The 15,228-nt window shown below is 72.7% G+C and carries 16 protein-coding genes and 2 pseudogenes; 12 read left to right on the top strand and 6 right to left on the bottom strand.

The features are described from left to right. Positions 1 to 18 precede the first annotated feature (18 nt). The 6 genes and pseudogenes from ACFZDI_RS12820 to tgmB all read left to right on the top strand — a co-directional run bounded on the left by ACFZDI_RS12820 (position 19) and on the right by tgmB (position 5,757). Positions 19 to 549, top strand: a complete 531-nt coding sequence (locus tag ACFZDI_RS12820) for a (2Fe-2S)-binding protein (protein ID WP_234848331.1) — start codon at positions 19 to 21, stop codon at positions 547 to 549. Further along, the gene (locus ACFZDI_RS12825; RefSeq protein ID WP_391250037.1) at positions 546 to 1,550 is read left to right on the top strand and encodes an FAD binding domain-containing protein; all 1,005 of its coding nucleotides are present in this window, start codon (positions 546 to 548) and stop codon (positions 1,548 to 1,550) included. The genes ACFZDI_RS12820 and ACFZDI_RS12825 overlap by 4 nt, the downstream gene beginning before the upstream one ends. Then, positions 1,547 to 3,645, top strand: a pseudogene (locus tag ACFZDI_RS12830) (molybdopterin cofactor-binding domain-containing protein). The gene ACFZDI_RS12825 and the pseudogene ACFZDI_RS12830 overlap by 4 nt, the downstream one beginning before the upstream one ends. 477 nt (positions 3,646 to 4,122) lie before the next feature. Beyond that, complete coding sequence (locus ACFZDI_RS12835) at positions 4,123 to 4,446, top strand: YkvA family protein (protein ID WP_234848334.1); 324 nt, start codon at positions 4,123 to 4,125, stop codon at positions 4,444 to 4,446. A gap of 119 nt (positions 4,447 to 4,565) precedes the next feature. Further along, on the top strand, positions 4,566 to 4,757 hold the full coding sequence (gene tgmA / locus ACFZDI_RS12840) for a putative ATP-grasp-modified RiPP (protein WP_234848335.1): 192 nt from the start codon (positions 4,566 to 4,568) through the stop codon (positions 4,755 to 4,757). A 16-nt stretch (positions 4,758 to 4,773) separates the two neighbouring features. Continuing rightward, positions 4,774 to 5,757: an ATP-grasp ribosomal peptide maturase gene (gene tgmB, locus ACFZDI_RS12845; RefSeq protein WP_391250040.1), complete on the top strand. Its 984-nt coding sequence runs from the start codon at positions 4,774 to 4,776 to the stop codon at positions 5,755 to 5,757. A gap of 76 nt (positions 5,758 to 5,833) precedes the next feature. Here tgmB and ACFZDI_RS12850 read toward each other — a convergent pair whose 3' ends face one another. Together ACFZDI_RS12850 and ACFZDI_RS12855 are read right to left on the bottom strand one after the other, a co-directional pair. Continuing rightward, complete coding sequence (locus tag ACFZDI_RS12850; protein WP_102913449.1) at positions 5,834 to 6,037, bottom strand: hypothetical protein; 204 nt, start codon at positions 6,035 to 6,037, stop codon at positions 5,834 to 5,836. Positions 6,038 to 6,176: 139 nt separating this feature from the next. Then, on the bottom strand, positions 6,177 to 6,626 hold the full coding sequence (locus ACFZDI_RS12855; protein WP_361112650.1) for a DUF2269 family protein: 450 nt from the start codon (positions 6,624 to 6,626) through the stop codon (positions 6,177 to 6,179). Between the two features lie 182 nt (positions 6,627 to 6,808). On the opposite strand from ACFZDI_RS12855, the gene ACFZDI_RS12860 reads away from it, so the two are divergent. Then, positions 6,809 to 7,780, top strand: coding sequence for a helix-turn-helix domain-containing protein (locus ACFZDI_RS12860; protein WP_391250042.1), 972 nt, complete (start codon positions 6,809 to 6,811; stop codon positions 7,778 to 7,780). A gap of 129 nt (positions 7,781 to 7,909) precedes the next feature. Here ACFZDI_RS12860 and ACFZDI_RS12865 read toward each other — a convergent pair whose 3' ends face one another. Further along, the gene (locus ACFZDI_RS12865; protein ID WP_234848339.1) at positions 7,910 to 8,161 is read right to left on the bottom strand and encodes a DUF5133 domain-containing protein; all 252 of its coding nucleotides are present in this window, start codon (positions 8,159 to 8,161) and stop codon (positions 7,910 to 7,912) included. 533 nt (positions 8,162 to 8,694) lie between these two features. Between ACFZDI_RS12865 and ACFZDI_RS12870 the strand changes: the two genes are divergently transcribed. Then, on the top strand, positions 8,695 to 8,925 hold the full coding sequence (locus ACFZDI_RS12870) for a hypothetical protein (RefSeq protein WP_234848340.1): 231 nt from the start codon (positions 8,695 to 8,697) through the stop codon (positions 8,923 to 8,925). A 276-nt stretch (positions 8,926 to 9,201) separates the two neighbouring features. Further along, on the top strand, positions 9,202 to 9,612 hold the full coding sequence (locus ACFZDI_RS12875; protein ID WP_234848341.1) for a VOC family protein: 411 nt from the start codon (positions 9,202 to 9,204) through the stop codon (positions 9,610 to 9,612). Positions 9,613 to 9,632: 20 nt separating this feature from the next. On the opposite strand, the pseudogene ACFZDI_RS12880 reads toward ACFZDI_RS12875, so the two are convergent. Beyond that, positions 9,633 to 10,227 (bottom strand): annotated as a pseudogene (locus tag ACFZDI_RS12880) (AAA family ATPase); the annotation flags it as partial. A gap of 351 nt (positions 10,228 to 10,578) precedes the next feature. Between ACFZDI_RS12880 and ACFZDI_RS12885 the strand changes: the two are divergent. Next, entirely contained in the window at positions 10,579 to 11,454 is an 876-nt protein-coding gene (locus tag ACFZDI_RS12885; protein WP_391250045.1) for a Gfo/Idh/MocA family oxidoreductase, read from the top strand. A gap of 20 nt (positions 11,455 to 11,474) precedes the next feature. Here ACFZDI_RS12885 and ACFZDI_RS12890 read toward each other — a convergent pair whose 3' ends face one another. Beyond that, positions 11,475 to 12,362 (bottom strand): GNAT family N-acetyltransferase, encoded by an 888-nt coding sequence (locus ACFZDI_RS12890; RefSeq protein WP_391250047.1) that lies wholly within the window; start codon positions 12,360 to 12,362, stop codon positions 11,475 to 11,477. Between the two features lie 313 nt (positions 12,363 to 12,675). Between ACFZDI_RS12890 and ACFZDI_RS12895 the strand changes: the two genes are divergently transcribed. Both ACFZDI_RS12895 and ACFZDI_RS12900 read left to right on the top strand, forming a co-directional pair. Then, positions 12,676 to 13,779 carry a SpoIIE family protein phosphatase gene (locus ACFZDI_RS12895; RefSeq protein ID WP_391250050.1) on the top strand — a complete coding sequence of 368 codons (1,104 nt, stop codon included), beginning with the start codon at positions 12,676 to 12,678 and terminating at the stop codon, positions 13,777 to 13,779. Between the two features lie 262 nt (positions 13,780 to 14,041). Next, positions 14,042 to 14,248 (top strand): hypothetical protein, encoded by a 207-nt coding sequence (locus ACFZDI_RS12900; RefSeq protein WP_234848344.1) that lies wholly within the window; start codon positions 14,042 to 14,044, stop codon positions 14,246 to 14,248. Positions 14,249 to 14,369: 121 nt separating this feature from the next. Here the strand turns inward: ACFZDI_RS12900 and ACFZDI_RS12905 are convergent, their stop codons facing one another. Continuing rightward, complete coding sequence (locus ACFZDI_RS12905; protein ID WP_234848350.1) at positions 14,370 to 14,861, bottom strand: DUF5709 domain-containing protein; 492 nt, start codon at positions 14,859 to 14,861, stop codon at positions 14,370 to 14,372. Positions 14,862 to 15,228 lie beyond the last annotated feature (367 nt).

Genomic DNA, 15,228 nt, shown 5'->3' on the forward strand with positions numbered 1-15,228 from the left:
CGGAAGGTCCCCGACGACATGGGCAATCACCAGCACCACTCGCGGACCACGCTCCGCGTCAATGGCAAACCCCACACGCTCACCGTCGACCACCGGCGGGTCCTGCTGGACCTCCTGCGCGAGGATCTCGGGCTCACGGGCGCCAAGAAGGGCTGCGACCACGGCCAGTGCGGCGCCTGCACGGTTCTGGTGGACGGGCGGCGTGTCAACAGCTGTCTGCTGTTCGCGGTCGCCCTGGACGGCTGCGACGTGACCACGGTCGAAGGTCTCTCCGGCGACGGTGAGGAACCGCATCCGCTCCAGACCGCCTTCCTGGAGCGCGACGCCTTCCAGTGCGGCTACTGCACCCCGGGCCAGATCTGCTCCGCGGTCGGTGTCCTCGCCGAGGCGGCGGCCGGTCACCCCTCGCACGTCACCGATACGGCGGCGCCCTCGGGCGAACCGGTGGAGCTGGACCGTGCGGAGATCAAGGAGCGGCTGAGCGGCAATCTGTGCCGGTGCGGTGCCTATCCGCGGATCGCCGAGGCCGTCGAGGACGTGATCCCGTGAAGGAGTTCGCCTACGTCCGCGCCGGCAGCGTCGAGGAGGCGACCTCCGCGTTCGCCTCGCATGCCGGCTCCCGCTATCTCGGCGGCGGTACGAACCTGGTCGACCTGATGAAGCTCGGCGTCGAGACGCCCGCCACGCTCATCGACGTCACCCGGCTGCCCCTGGACACGATCGACGAACTGCCCGACGGCGCCCTGCGCGTCGGGGCGACGGTCCGCAACAGCGACCTCGCCGCCCACCCCCTGGTCCGCGACCGGTACCCCGCCTTGTCCCAGGCACTGCTCGCGGGAGCCTCGGGGCAATTGCGCAACGCGGCGACGACCGGCGGGAACCTACTCCAGCGCACCCGTTGCCCGTACTTCCAGGACCTGTCGAAGCCGTGCAACAAGCGCGAGCCGGGCAGCGGATGCGGCGCGCGGGACGGTGTTCACCGTGATCACGCGGTGCTCGGGCACTCCGCGCACTGCATCGCCACCAACCCCTCGGACATGGCGGTGGCACTCGCCGCCCTCGACGGGCGTGTCGAGCTGGACGGGCCCGAGGGAACCCGGAGTGTCGAGGCGGTGGACTTCCACCGGCTGCCCGGGGACCGGCCCGAGCAGGACACCGAGATCCGTCCCGGCGAGCTGATCACCGGTGTGGTGCTGCCGGCCGCCACGGCCGGGCTTCCGTCGGCGTACCGCAAGGCCCGCGACCGGGCCTCGTACTCCTTCGCGCTCGCGTCCGTCGCGGTCGTGCTGCGCCTGGAGGGCGGGGTCGTCGGCCATGCCGGGCTCGCCTTCGGGGCGCTGGCGCACCGGCCCTGGCGGGCCCGGCGCGCGGAGGAGGCACTGCTGGGTGCCGCCCCCACCCGCGCGGCGTTCGAGCACGCCGTCGAACTCGAACTGTCCGATGCACAGCCCTTGCGGGACAACGCCTACAAGGTGCCGCTGGCCCGCAATCTCGCCGTGGACGTGCTGACGCGGCTCACGGACACCGCGCCCACCGGGAGGGCCTCATGACCGGCAGTGTGGGCGCTCCCGCGGAGCGCCGGGAAGGACGCGAGAAGGTCGGGGGCACCGCCCGCTACGCCGCCGAGTTCCACGACCCCGGCCGCGCGCAGGCCTGGCCCGTGCCGGCGCGTGTGGCCCGGGGCCGGGTGACCGGCGTCGACACGGCGGACGCCCTGGCGGTGCCAGGTGTCCTCGCCGTCCTCAGCCACGAGAACGCGCCGCGTCTCGCGGAGCCGGACGATCCCACGCTCGCCGTGCTGCAGAATCCCCGGGTCCCGCACCGCGGCTGGTTCGTGGCCCTGGTGGTGGCCGAGACCCTGGAGGCCGCCCGGGCCGGTGCCGCCGCGGTTCGCGTCACCTACGACGCCGAGGCGCACGATGTGGTCCTCACCGCCTCGCACCCGGGCGTGTACGTGCCGGAGGAGGCGAGCGGAGGTCAGCCGGCTGTCCGTGAGCAGGGCGATCCGGACGGTGCGTTCGGATCCTCGGCCGCCCGGGTCGACGTCGCCTACCGGGTGCCCCCTCTGCACAACCACCCCATGGAGCCGCACACCAGCACCGCCCGCTGGGAGGACGGCCGGCTCCTCGTGCACACCTCCAGCCAGGGCACCGGTGCCGTGCGGGTCGTGCTCTCCAAGCTGTTCGACCTGCCCGAGGAACGGATCGTCGTCACCGCCGAGCACGTGGGCGGCGGTTTCGGGTCCAAGGGCACGCCACGGCCCGACGTGGTGCTCGCCGCGATGGCGGCACGGGAGACCGGACGGCCGGTGACAGTCGCTCTGCCGCGCCGCTACCTGCCGGCCGTCGCGGGGCACCGCGCCAGGACCTCCCCCGGCTGCGACTCGGAGCCGGTGAGGACGGCCGTCTCACGGCCCTCGTGCACGAGGTCACCACGCACACCTCCCGCATCAAGGAGTACGTGGAGCACGCGGCGGTGCCCGCGCGGGTCATGTACGCCGCTCCCCACCGTCGTACGGTGCACCGGGTCGCGGCGCTCGACGTGCCGTCGCCGTCGTGGATGCGGGCGCCGGGCCAGGCTCCGGGGATGTACGCGCTGGAGTCCGCCATGGACGAGTTCGCCGGCGAACTCGGCATGGACCCGATCGAGCTGCGCGTGCGCAACGAGCCCGACGTCGAGCCCGACAGCGGCAAGCCGTTCAGCAGCAGGCACCTGATCGATTGTCTGCGCGAAGGCTCCCGGCGCTTCGGGTGGGACGGGCGCGATCCCCGCCCGGGCACGCGCCGGGACGGCCCCCTGCTGCTGGGGACCGGCGTGGCGGCGGCGACCTACCCGGTCATGGTGAGCCCCTCCACTGCGGCGGCCCGCGCGCTGCGCGACGGGACGTTCCTGGTGCGGACCAACGCCACGGACATCGGGACGGGCGCCCGGACCGTGCTCGCACAGGTCGGCGCGGACGCCCTCGGGGTGCCGCTGGAACGGGTACGGATCGAGGTCGGCAGCACGGAACTCCCGTCAGCGCCGCTCGCCGGCGACTCCTCCGGCACCGCCTCTTGGGGCTGGGCGGTGCACGACGCGTGTGACCGGCTGGCCCGGCGGCTCGCCGAGCACACCGGGCCGCTGCCGGAGGAGGGCCTCGACGCCCGGGCCGACACGAAGGGCGTCGCGGACGCCGAGAGCGACTTCGCGCGGCACGCCTTCGGGGCGCACTTCGCCGAGGTCGCCGTGGACACGGTCACCGGCGAGGTGCGGGTCGGCCGGCTGCTCGGGGTGTACGCGGCGGGCCGCATCCTCAACGCCCGTACGGCGCGTTCCCAGTTCGTCGGCGGCATGACGATGGGCCTGGGCATGGCGCTGACCGAGGGCAGCACCATGGACGCCGCGTTCGGTGACTTCACCGAGTCGGACCTGGCGTCGTACCACGTGCCGGTGCACGCCGACATCGCCGAGATCGAGGCGCACTGGCTCGACGAGGAAGATTCCCGGCTCAACCCCATGGGGAGCAAGGGCATCGGGGAGATCGGCATCGTCGGAACGCCCGCGGCGATCGGCAACGCGGTGCACCACGCCACGGGCGTCCGCCTGCGCGAACTCCCGCTCACACCGGACCGCGTGCTGTCCGGGCTTCTGGACCGCCGGGCGTAGTGGGGGGGTAGACGGCGGCCCGGACCAGGGCTCGGCGACCTCGCCCCTGTCCTCGGGGGCGGACCGGGCGGGCACCTGTGAGTAATCCCACTCGTCCGGCACAGGAGCCGCGGGCCGCGCCTCGGCGGGATCCAGCCAGTCGTCGGCAGGGAGAGCCGGCTACGTGGCGACCCGGTCCGGTTCGAGGGCCGGGGGCTGTGTTTCGAGCCGGTGAGGAAGAGCAGGTGGTCATGCTCGCCTCCACGGGAAGGGTGCGGCTGCTCCTGCACCCCGTCGTGTGACGAGCGACGTTACGCTGACCATGACCAGACACCCCTGTCACCCCGTGCCACTCGGGTGAGTCACGGGCTGAGCCGCGCGCACGGGAAAATGCGCCGACTCGCCGACATGTCGGGCTCCGGCCGCAATACAGCCGCCGGAAAAGGGAATCCAGCTAGGGACATCCCGTGTCGCGGCATGCCAAGAGGAGGGCAACCCGTGGATACGACCACCAAGGTGATCATCCTGGCCGCGGTTCTCGCGGCCGTCGTCCTCGTCTTCGCCCTGGCCGTCCTCGTACGGCTGGTCCGGACCCGGCGCGATCTGCGGCGCGCGGGACTGCCCACGGGCCCCCGGTGGGTCTTCTGGGGCGCGGTGCTCTACCTGGTGCTGCCCACCGATCTGGTGCCGGACCCGGTGTACCTGGACGACATCGGAGTCCTGCTGCTCGCTCTGCGCACCGTCCGCGGCTCCCTCGGCGCACGGGAGCGCAGTTCGGCACACCGGCCGGACCGGCAACTGGCCGATGACTACGGAAAGTAAGGAAACCAACCACCCGTTCGATTCGTATAAGTCTCTGGAAGCCGAAACAGACCGGCGGGCCGGGGGGATTCGCGCCTGGACCGACACCTGATCGGCGCAGTACCGACGAGGGAGAGACGATGCAACCGTTCGCGCTCAACTATGCGCGCCCAGCCGTGGAGTTGGAAGCTGCCATTCCGTACGTGTACGACGCGGGACTGCAGTTGAACGTGCTCCACGACGGCCGCGTCGCGGCCTGTGACTTCGCTCTGCTGAGGGAGTTCGGCACCACGACGTCCACCGCCGGCTCCAAGACGCACTTCGACGACTGACCGCGGGCCGCCGACGATGACCGTACTGATCCTCACCTGCGAGGAGGACGTGACCGCGGACATGGTGGTCGTGCACCTGAACGCAACGGGCGTACCGGTGGTCCGGGTCGATCCCGCGGACCTGACCGGTGGTGTCGCGCTGTCGGGGGAATACGTGCACGGCCGGTTCCGTGGTCATCTGTCCGCCGGGGGGCGGCTGGTGAGCATCGGGGGACTCCGGTCCGTCTGGGTGCGCCGTCCCGGCGTCCCGGCCGCACGGGCGGCCCAGCCGTCCGACTGGCTGACCGAGGAGGCCGCCCAGGCGCTCTACGGCATGCTGCGGGGCTCGGACGCGCGCTGGATGAACCATCCCGACGCCGCACGCAGGGCCCGCCACAAGCCATGGCAGCTGCGCGTCGCCCAGAGATGCGGCCTGCCCGTGCCCGCGACGCTGATCACGACGTTTCCGCGTGCCGCCCGCGAGTTCGCCGAGCGCTATCCGGAGCTGGTGGTCAAACCGGTGTCGGGCGCACACCCCCAGGACCCGCCGCGGGCCGTGCCGACCAGCCGGGTCGCGCCGGACACGGACTTCTCCGCCGTGGCGTTCGGGCCGACGCTGCTTCAGCGGCGGATCACCAAACGGGCCGACATCCGGCTCACCGTCGTGGGTCAGCGGATGCTGGCCGCCCGCAAGGCGACCGCTGCGGACGCGGACCCGGACGACGTCGACGTGCGGTTCGCCACGCCCGGCTCGCCGTGGCTCCCCGTCGATGTGCCGTCCTGCATCGCGCCGGGTGTCCTGGCGTATCTGCGCGAGGCCGAACTGGCATACGGGGCTTTCGACTTCGTGGAGGACTCCGACGGGACCTGGTGGTTCCTGGAGTGCAACCAGTCGGGGCAGTTCGGGTTCGTCGAGGTGGAGACGGGTCAGCCGATCGCCCGCACCATCGCCGAGTGGCTGGCCCGGCCCGTCCCGGTCCAGCCGCCACACGTCAACGGCGCGCGTTTGAAAGCCCGTTGACACACCCGGGGGTCCGGCCCGGGCCGGGCCCGGGCCGTGGTCCGGTGCGCGGGCCTCGTCCGGGCCGTGGCCCGGTTCACTGCGGGCGCGGGCCCGGGAGCATGCCCGTGCGCTGCCAGCCCGCGCCCGGGGAGTGCGGTCGGTCGTAGCCGAGGGACTGTGAGGGCCGCATGACCAGCTCCAGTTCCCTGCTCACACGTTCGGCCTCGCGGCGCACCTGTGCCGGTACGTCACCGCGCTCCGCGATGAGTCGGTCGTAGATGGGGGAATCCTGGAACACCCGTCAACGCGCCTTTCTGCTCGTCGGCCCCGTGCGGGGGCGAGACTGCGAGTGTAGGCGGCAGGGTGTCCCGGAGTGTGAATTCCTTGGGATGACTTGACGCAGACCGGACATCCATGACAGGCGGATGCCTGCTTGCTCACGCTCCCGTGGTGGAACCGGGCCGGACGACCATCAGGACGGTGACCGTCGCCCACAGCAGGTTGAAGACGCCGGTGAACAGGGCGAGTTGCACGGTGGCGCGGTGGTCGGGCGCCCGCTCGCCCCTGAGTTGGTCCAGGATCTCCTCCTGCCGGGGCAGGACGAACGCGGCCAGGACACCCGCGGCCGCGGCGGTCAGGGCGATGGAGGTGACGAGCCATCCGCTGCCGAGGACGCCCATCGCGGCCGCGGTGGCGAACCCCAGCAGGGGGACGGCCAGCCCGACGCCGGCGTAGACGCGGCAGATGCGGTGCAGGAGCGCGGCCGTGCCGGCGCTCGTGGGGGCCGCGCGGCGTACGGCGGGCGGGAACATGCTGGCCGCGACGGTCACGGGACCGACGGCGACGATGGCGGCCAGGACATGGAGGGACAACAGGATCTTGGTCACAGGGCTCTTTCCGTATGCGCGGTCGACGGCGCCCACGCTAGGACGCTCCCGGATGAGCGCACAGGGGCGGGAACGACAGCTTCCAACGGGTTCTCGCCACCTCGCCGGCCTGCGCCGCACGGCCGAAGCCGTCACCGCCCCCAGGCCACAGGTCCGGCGGGAAGACACCTAGGGTGGCGGTCATGCACACCGTGGCGATCCTGGTTCTCGATCATGTGGTGCCGTTCGACATGGCGGCACCCCAGCAGACGTTCGCCTGGACCCACCTGCCGGACGGGCGGCCCGCCTACCGGGTCCGGTTGTGCGCCGAGACACCCGAGGTGCGCGCGGACGGCGGCTTCACCCTGCGGATCGACCGGGGTCTTGAGGCGCTGGCGGAGGCCGACACCATCATCGTTCCGGGCTGCTCCCCCAACGCCGCGCCGCCCTCCGCACGGGTGCTGGCGGCCCTGCGTGAGGCGGCCCGGTCAGGTACCCGGATCGCGTCGGTGTGCGTCGGTGCCTTCGTGCTGGCGGAGGCCGGGCTGCTGGACGGGCTGCGCGCCACCACGCACTGGGTGGCCGCCGGCGAACTGGCCCGCCGCTTCCCACGGGTCGAGGTGGAGCCGGACGTCCTGTACGTGGACAACGGCCAGATTCTCACCTCGGCCGGTGCGGCCGCGGCGCTGGATCTTTGTCTGCACATGATCCGGCGGGACCTGGGGTCGGCCGTCGCCGCGAACATCGCCCGGATGTCGGTCATGCCACTGGAACGCGAGGGCGGCCAGGCCCAGTTCATCGTGCACCGGCATCCGCCCGTGCCCCGGGGGTCGGCGCTGGAACCGGTCCTGGAGTGGATCGAGGACAACCTCGGGCGTGAGGTGACGCTGGGGGCGCTGGCGGAGCGGGCGGGCATGAGTGAGCGGACCTTCAGCCGCCGCTTCCGGGAGCAGACGGGCACCACACCGTTGCAGTGGCTGTTGCGGGCGCGGGTGCGGCGCGCCCAGTACCTGCTGGAGAACTCCGACCACTCCGTCGAACGGATCGCGCACCAGGCGGGATTCGGCTCGCCGACCGCGTTCCGGGAGCGGTTCCGCAAGGTGGTCGGCACCACGCCGTACGCCTACCGCGCGGCGTTCCACGGACGGACGAACGCCTCGGCGGCCCCTTCCTAGGCCGTATCCGCACGGTCCCGTCGTCCGCCCGGAGGGCGGGCCCCGCGGCGTCCGGTGCGACGACTGTGCGGATACGACTCAGGGGCCGCCGAGGCGCGCTGCCCGGTCCGTCCGGGCCTGCGTCGACCGTCAGCCGACCAGGGTCAGGCCGTTCTCCCCGTCCGCGTCCGCCGCGTCCGTCCGCCCCTCGGTGAGCAGCAGGACATCCGCCTTGGCAATGGCGTCACTGATGTCGGACGTCCCCATCATCACGCACAGCGTGTAGCTGACGTCCTCCAGTTCGCGTGCCGCCGTCGGCACGTGCCTCTCCGACTGAGCGATCCTCAGCGACGCGTACCGCGTCAGCAGCTCCCTGACGATCTTCCGGTCCGGTACAAGCACGTAGCGCCCCTCTCTGTGTTTTCGCTGCGTATGCCCGAACCACGCGGAAACATTCACAGGTTTTTCTCACCTGGGGCGGATTTGACGAGAACTGATCGGATGCAACCGGTCTTGGGTGAGCTGGCCGCTGTGCAGAGCCGTGTACGCCCCGGACGGACCAGGGTCTCGGAGCGGGTGTCGGGCGCCGAGGTGGCGTCGACGGCGGCGTGCTGGTCGGCGGAGGCCATGTTGTCTCGGTGCGCGCCCCGTCGGCGCGTGCGTCCGGAGCGGCGGCCGCGAGTGTGCCGGCGGCCGGCAGTACCGCCAACGCGGCGCCGCGCCCTTTCCCTCTGTTCCAGCGATTCATGTCCATGCCACGGATGCCAGGGCGGTGGCCCCGCCGTCTTCCGGCAGTGCTGATGAGACCTCAGCTTCCGGATCGCGTCCTGTCACGGGTGCACAGCCGGTCCCGGGAAGGGGTCGGAGAGACGGTGTCGTACCGCTTCTGGGCCCACCGAGCTGCGAACCGGCCGTTTCGGGAGCATGGTGTTGCTATGGACGGTCAACCCCCTGTGGTCGTACAGCCGCCCGCGACGGACGGCGGACGGCTGGTGACCATCCACGGCGAGCGCATGGGCGTCGCCTACAGCCTCTTCGACGTACTGGACCTGCTGCACCGCGAGGGCCTGCCCACCACCGACACGGCCGTCGACGACACCGAGCTGATCGAGTGGCAGGGCGGCGGCCCGTACGACTGGAGCAGCGGGTCGTCCGACGAGGCGTGAGCCCGCGTACCCCCGTTGCGATCCCTACCGACGCACGGTCGAGCAGTCAGGCATCGATCAGGGTGACGCCCGGCCCCCGCTGGTGCGGAGCCTCGACGGCATGAGCCGCGGTGTCTCCTCCCGCTCAAGCGGTAAGACACACAGGGAAGTTGGCCACGGGACCGGCAGCGGCGGCGCTCGACCCCGCCCGGGGCGTGGCGGGTTCGACGCGACGTCGTCCGTGCCTGGCGCTACGCTGCGCGAAAGCGACCTTTCGCCCCTTTCTGGGAGGTTTTCATGGCCTCGCGTCTCAACCCGTACCTCACCTTCAACGGTGACGCCCGGCAGGCGATGGAGTTCTACAAGGAGGTCTTCGGCGGCACCCTGGACCTCAACAGCTACGGTCAGTTCGGGCAGCCGGACGCCCCGAACGCCGACAAGATCATGCACGGCATGCTGGAGACGCCCAGCGGCTTCACCCTGATGGGCGCCGACAATCCGCCGGGCACGGAGTCCGCACAGGGCAGTCCCTTCTCCGTGAGTCTGAGCGGCGACGACGACGCCGAGCTGCGCGGCTACTGGGAGAAGCTGTCCGAGGGCGGTTCGGTGTCGGTGCCGCTGGAGAAGCAGATGTGGGGCGACGTGTTCGGCATGTGCACCGACCGCTTCGGGGTCCCCTGGATGGTCAACATCAGCACGGAGAGCTGAGCGGGCCGGTCCCGGAGGAATCAGGAGCTCCTCAGGATCACCAGCTCCCGTGTCGCCCGGGTCGTCGCCACGTAGTGGTCGACGGCGCCTCGACGCCGTCGCCGAAGGACTCCGGGTCGACGAGCGTCGAGGACGGACGTCAGCTCCGCGGCGGACCCGTGACAAACGGGGACGCCGCCGCTGCGGATCGACGTCGGCACGTTGGCGTCCTTTGATGCTCAGGGACGCCCTCTCGATCCGGTCCAGACCGACCCGCTCCAGGCGTTCCCGCCACGACTCCGTGAACCCGTGCCGGGCCTGGGTCCGGTCCCCGACGACGGTGAAGCTGCGGGACGGACAGCGCCGCAGCAGCATCTGCCGTTCCGCGTCCGTCAGTTCCTGCGCCTCGTCCACCACGATGTGCACGAACGGCCCGGCGAGCCGGTCGGGGTCGGCGGTGGGCAGGGCGCTGTCGTCGACCAGTGAGTTGCGCATGTCCTGGCCGTGCAGCATCACCAGCACGCCTTCGCCGTCGTCGTAGCTGTGCGCCTCCAGCAGGTTGTCGACGACACCGGCCATGCCCTCCCGCTGGGCGGCGTGCCTGCCGTTGCCGCCGTGGGCCCGGCGCGCGGCCTCCAGCCGGTCGGACAGGTCGGCGATCGACTGCTCCAGGCAGTCGGCGATGGCCGCGAAGTGCCGTGTGTCCGCGGCGATCGACGCCGGGTCGGCCTTGTGCGCGAGGCGGTCGGGAAGGTCGAACGCGCTCGTGGTCGCGGGGGTCACGTCATGCTCCCGTTTCCGCAGGTCCTGGGCTCAGGCCGGACATTTTGCGGCAGCCGGGGAGCCTTGCCGCAAGGCCCCCGTGGGCTATGGCTTGAGACAGGCGAGGAGAGGGCTCCTCGCCTTTCTTGTTGCCCGCCCCTGGTGCCCGTCGGCCGTTCCCGTGTGGCACGCTCGTCGTCCCGGCAGCGTGGAGAGGCGGCAGGCATGCGCATAGGACTGCTCGGTACCGGACCCTGGGCCCGGATGGCCCACGCCCCCGCGTTGAGCGGGCACCGGGAGCTGGACTTCGCCGGTGTGTGGGGCCGGCGTCCGGAGGCCGCGAAGGAACTGGCCGAGCGGTACGGCGTTCCGGCCTACGATGACGTCGACGCGCTGTTCGCGGACGTGGACGCCGTCGCCGTGGCACTGCCGCCGCAGGTGCAGGCCGCACTCGCCGCGCGGGCGGCGCGGGCCGGGTGCCATCTGCTGCTGGACAAGCCGCTCGCCCCGACGGTCGAGGAGGGACGGGCCGTGGTCGAGGCGGTCCGGGAGTCCGGTGTCGCCTCGGTCGTGTTCTTCACGACCCGCTTCCAGCCCGGACCGGCGGCGTGGATCGCCGAGCAGGCGGCGGTGCCGGGCTGGTTCACGGCGCGGGCCGAGTGGCTCGGGGCGGTGTTCACCAGCGAGAGCCCCTTCGCGACGCCGTGGCGGCGCGAGAAGGGCGCCCTGTGGGACGTCGGCCCGCACGCCCTGTCCGTGCTGCTGCCGGTCCTCGGCGACGTGCGGCACGTGACGGCGGCGGCGTACGGGCCCGGGGACACGGCGCATGTCGTCCTCGATCACGCGGGCGGCGCGTCGAGCACCCTCACCCTGAGCCTGACGGCACCGCCCGCCGCAGCCGGTGCCGCCGTAGAGCTGCGGGGGGAGGCCGGGGTGGCCGCGCTGCCGGACGGCTCCGACGGAGCGGTGCCCGCGCTGAAGCGGGCCGCGGACGCGCTGCTCGGCGCCGCCCGGACCGGTCGCCGGCACGCCTGCGACGCGGCGTTCGGCCTGCGGGTGACGGAGATCCTCGCCGCGGTGCAGGAGCAGCTGGACCAGTGAGTCCGCGGGGCGGCCCGGCGCTACGCCGGGGCGAAGTTTAGCCGCTCCTTCACCACCGGGTAGCCGGCCTTGGCGAAGTTCACCGCCATGGGGACGTTGCCCTGGTCCGTGGCGGCGGCGACGAAGTCCGCGCCCTGCTCGACCAGGAAGTGGGTGCACTCCGCCAGGAGGTCGAAGGCGTAGCCGCGGCCGCGGTGTTCCGGGAGGACGCCGATGAAGCCGACGCAGGGGCCCGAGGGGTTGTGGGCCGGGATGTGGATGCCGGCCAGGTCGCCCTGCGGGGTGCGCGCGACCTGCCACCACTCGCGTGGTGAGGGGCACCAGTGGAAGAAGTCGAGTTCCTCCTGGGCCGCCCGGTCGGGGCCGCCCTGCTCGATGGCCTTGAGGGCGTGCGCGTCGAGGGTGGCGGAGTGGATGCGGCGCAGCGCGTCGAAGAACACGGCGTCGTCGGGTTCGGCGCGGAACTCGAGGCGTGCGGGCCGCTCGGGCAGGCCGTGGTCGGGAGTCCAGCGGTACAGGAGGCGTTCGGCCAGGAGGTGGTAGCCCGCCTTGCGGGCGGCGGTGCCGCGGGTCTCGGCGGCGGCACGCAGGGCGGGGTCGTCGCGCCAGCCGGCGGGCAGGTTCAGTTCCAGTTCGACCTGCCGGGGAGCGGAGCGCAGCAGTGCGGCGCCCGCCTCCTCCTCGCCTTCGGCCACGTCGAACCAGTTGATGTTGACGGGCTCGGTGTCGTCGGGGCCGCCCCACCAGGCGCCGCGGGCGACGACGCGGCCGTCGCGCAGGGCCACGCGCTTCCAGTCGGCGCGGTGCCGGGTCAGCCGGTGGCCCTCACGGGCGCCCAGCGGGTCGGGCAGGGTGTCGAAGAGAGCGGCGTCGCTCGAGTCGAGCGCGCGGATGACCACGTCGGTCATGGGATGTCCTCCGGGACGCAAGCTGCTCGGAGCGCTCCCGGTCGGTCAGTCGAGGCACGCCCGGGGCAGGGAGAGGGAGCGCGGGAACGGTGTGAACTGCACGGCTCTGCCCTCCTGTTGCCGGTGTCGGGGCGTGGCGCGGCACACGCTACGGGATCTTCGGCGGGCCGTCCATCGGTTTCCGCCCGGGCCGGCGGGCCCTTGGCGAGGCGGGTCGGGCGACGCCTGTCGCTCCCGCCCGGGTGGCGCACTCACCGTGCGCGGCGGCGCGGGCCCGGGTGCGGCGGCGGATGGGCCGTAGCAGCGTGGTGGTGTGAGCAGTGTGCACGTCCGGCCGGCGCGCCGGGACCCGGAGCTGCGTGGCTGGCTGCGCGGCGCACCGCCGCCCGTCTGGGCCCGGGTGCTGCCGTCCGCGCTGCTGGCGGGCGTCTGTCTGGCGGAGCTGATCAGTCCGGAGCCGCTCGACATCGGATTCCTGCTGGGCGCCATCCCGCCGCTGGCCGTGCTGGCGCACGGCCCGGTGGCGACGGCCGTGCTCGGCGCGCTGGTGGTGGTCGTGCTGACCGTACCCGTCTTCAACCTCAACGATCCCGGCAGCACCGACCTGCTGACGGTGTGCTTCGTCTCGGTGCTGAGCGTGCTGCTGTCGTACGTCCGCTCCCGGCGGGACGCGCAGCTGGTCACCGAGCGGGCCGTCGCCGAGGTCGCGCAGCGGGCCGTGGTGCCGCCACTGCCGGACCGGGTCGGACCGGTGCGGTGCGCGGGGCTGTACCGGGCCGCGCAGAGCGGGACGCTGGTCGGCGGCGACTTCTTCGACGTGCGGGCGGGCCCGTACGGCGTGCGGGCGGTCATGGGCGATGTGCAGGGGCACGGGCTGTCGGCCGTGGCCACGGTCGCGTCGCTGCTGGGGGCGTTCCGGGAGGCGGTGCTGGACCAGCCGGACCCGGAGGCGGTGGCGGCCCGGCTGGACCGGAGGCTGGCGGTGGACTCGGCGGGCGACCCGCACGCCGAGCTGTTCGCGACGGCGGTGCTGCTCGACTTCTCGGCCGACGCCCGGGTCGTGCGGATCGTGGCGTGCGGGCAGGCCGGGCCGCTGCTGCTGCGGGACGGCCGGGCCGTGGAGCTGGACGTCGAGCCGTGCACGCCGCTCGGTCTCGGCCTCGCGGAGGCGGTCCCGCCCCGGGTCGTCTCGGTGCCGCTGCGCGCCGGTGACCGGCTCTTCCTCGCCTCCGACGGGGTGACCGAGGCCAGAGACGCGCAAGGGATCTTCTACCCCCTGGCCGAGCGGCTGCCGGGTCTCGCAGACGAGGACCCGGTCGCGCTGGCCGAGCGGGTCTGGAGCGACCTCGTCCGGCACTGCCCCGACGTACAGGACGACGTCACGATGCTGGTGCTGGCGCCGCGGGACGGGACCTGAGGACAGCGGCCGGCGGCGCAGGCCGGGCCGGCCGCAAGGTCACACGTGCACGCATGCGGGAGCTTGTCGGGCGCGGGAACACGTGACTCCACCGTCACCCGGAGTAAGGCCCGGCGACATCCTTGGGCGGCCGAACGGGGTGCCGGGGGCCGGGGCGCGCTCTTCCGGATGCACGCCGCGCTCCCGAGGGGAATGGTGATAGCGGACCCTTTTTTTCAGCACCGGGGCCGCCCCAGTGATCCGGACCCTAGGAGCAGAGAACATGTCGACGTCAGAGCCCGCAGCATCCCGGCCCCCCGAGGACCGTGCCACCCCGGACCACCTGCTCCACGCCCGCACCGGCACCGACGTGTCGCCGGAGGACCTCGTCCTCGCCTCGGGCAAGGACCTCACCCCGCACAACCTCGAGTGGGCCAAGCGCAAGCTGGCGGCGGAGGGACCCGCCGCCCTCGACAAGCTGCTGCCCTAGCCGCCCCCGCGGCATCGCCCGGGCGGAAAGCCGGGCACGCGGAAGGCCACCGGACCCGGACGCCCCGCGCCGGGCCGGTGGCCTTCCGCGTGCCGGGGACGACCGCGCCCCGGCGGGCGGGTCACACCCTGCCGTCGTCCTCGGGCAGCGCGCCGTCCTCCTCCACCACGTGCACGGCGGCCTCCTCCGCGCCGGCCGCTCCGCCGTCGATGCCGACGTCGGAGGCGACGGTCTCCTTCGTGGTGTCGGGACGGGCCCCCTCGTCGGGGGCGACCAAGCGGCCGGCGCGGGCGGTGCCCGCCTCGGGGTCCACCGGTTCGCCGTCGCTGTCCGGGGTGTCGCCCACACCGTCCCCGGCGGGTTCGGCGGACACGTCCGGGACCTCCTGGGCCAGCCGTTCGTCGAGGCTCTCGCCCTCGTGCTGCTCCGCCGCGGTGGTGCCGCGCTTGGTGACGCCCAGGGGCTTCTCCGGCGGGGAGTAGCCCTCGTCGAGCATGTCGTCGTAGGTCCGTTCGTCGACGGCGTCCTGCAGGTCCAGCGGCGCGGCGTCCTCCTGCTCCTCGTTGGTACCGGTGGGCTGGTACGCGTCGTCCGCCATCGGTTCGGGGCGCATCGGTTCCGTGCCCATCACTCCTGCCTTTCCTGTCCACTGCTCGGCTCGTTCGTCTCGCCTGCCCGTTCCGCGTTTCCCGATACGCGGGCTCTAACCTCGGCGGACGCACCCCGGCCGGGAGGGGGCTGCGCAGGTCTCGCGGGCCAACAGGAACTGAAAGCCGTGGCGGGACCGGACATTACCCACCAGTCAATCTTGAAAGCTCAATCAGCGGGACTATCATCACTCGCACACACGGTGTGACCGGTTGCCGACGCGGCGGCAGCACGGTATCCGCCACCCCTTTTGTCATCGCCACCGAGCCCGGGGCCACCCTTCCCTCCGTCCGGCGGCGAGTTCCTCCCCCACCCCCAACGCCGCCGGGACG

Source organism: Streptomyces sp. NPDC007907 (assembly GCF_042959365.1).
In the GTDB taxonomy this organism is placed as follows: Bacteria; Actinomycetota; Actinomycetes; order Streptomycetales; family Streptomycetaceae; genus Streptomyces; species Streptomyces indiaensis.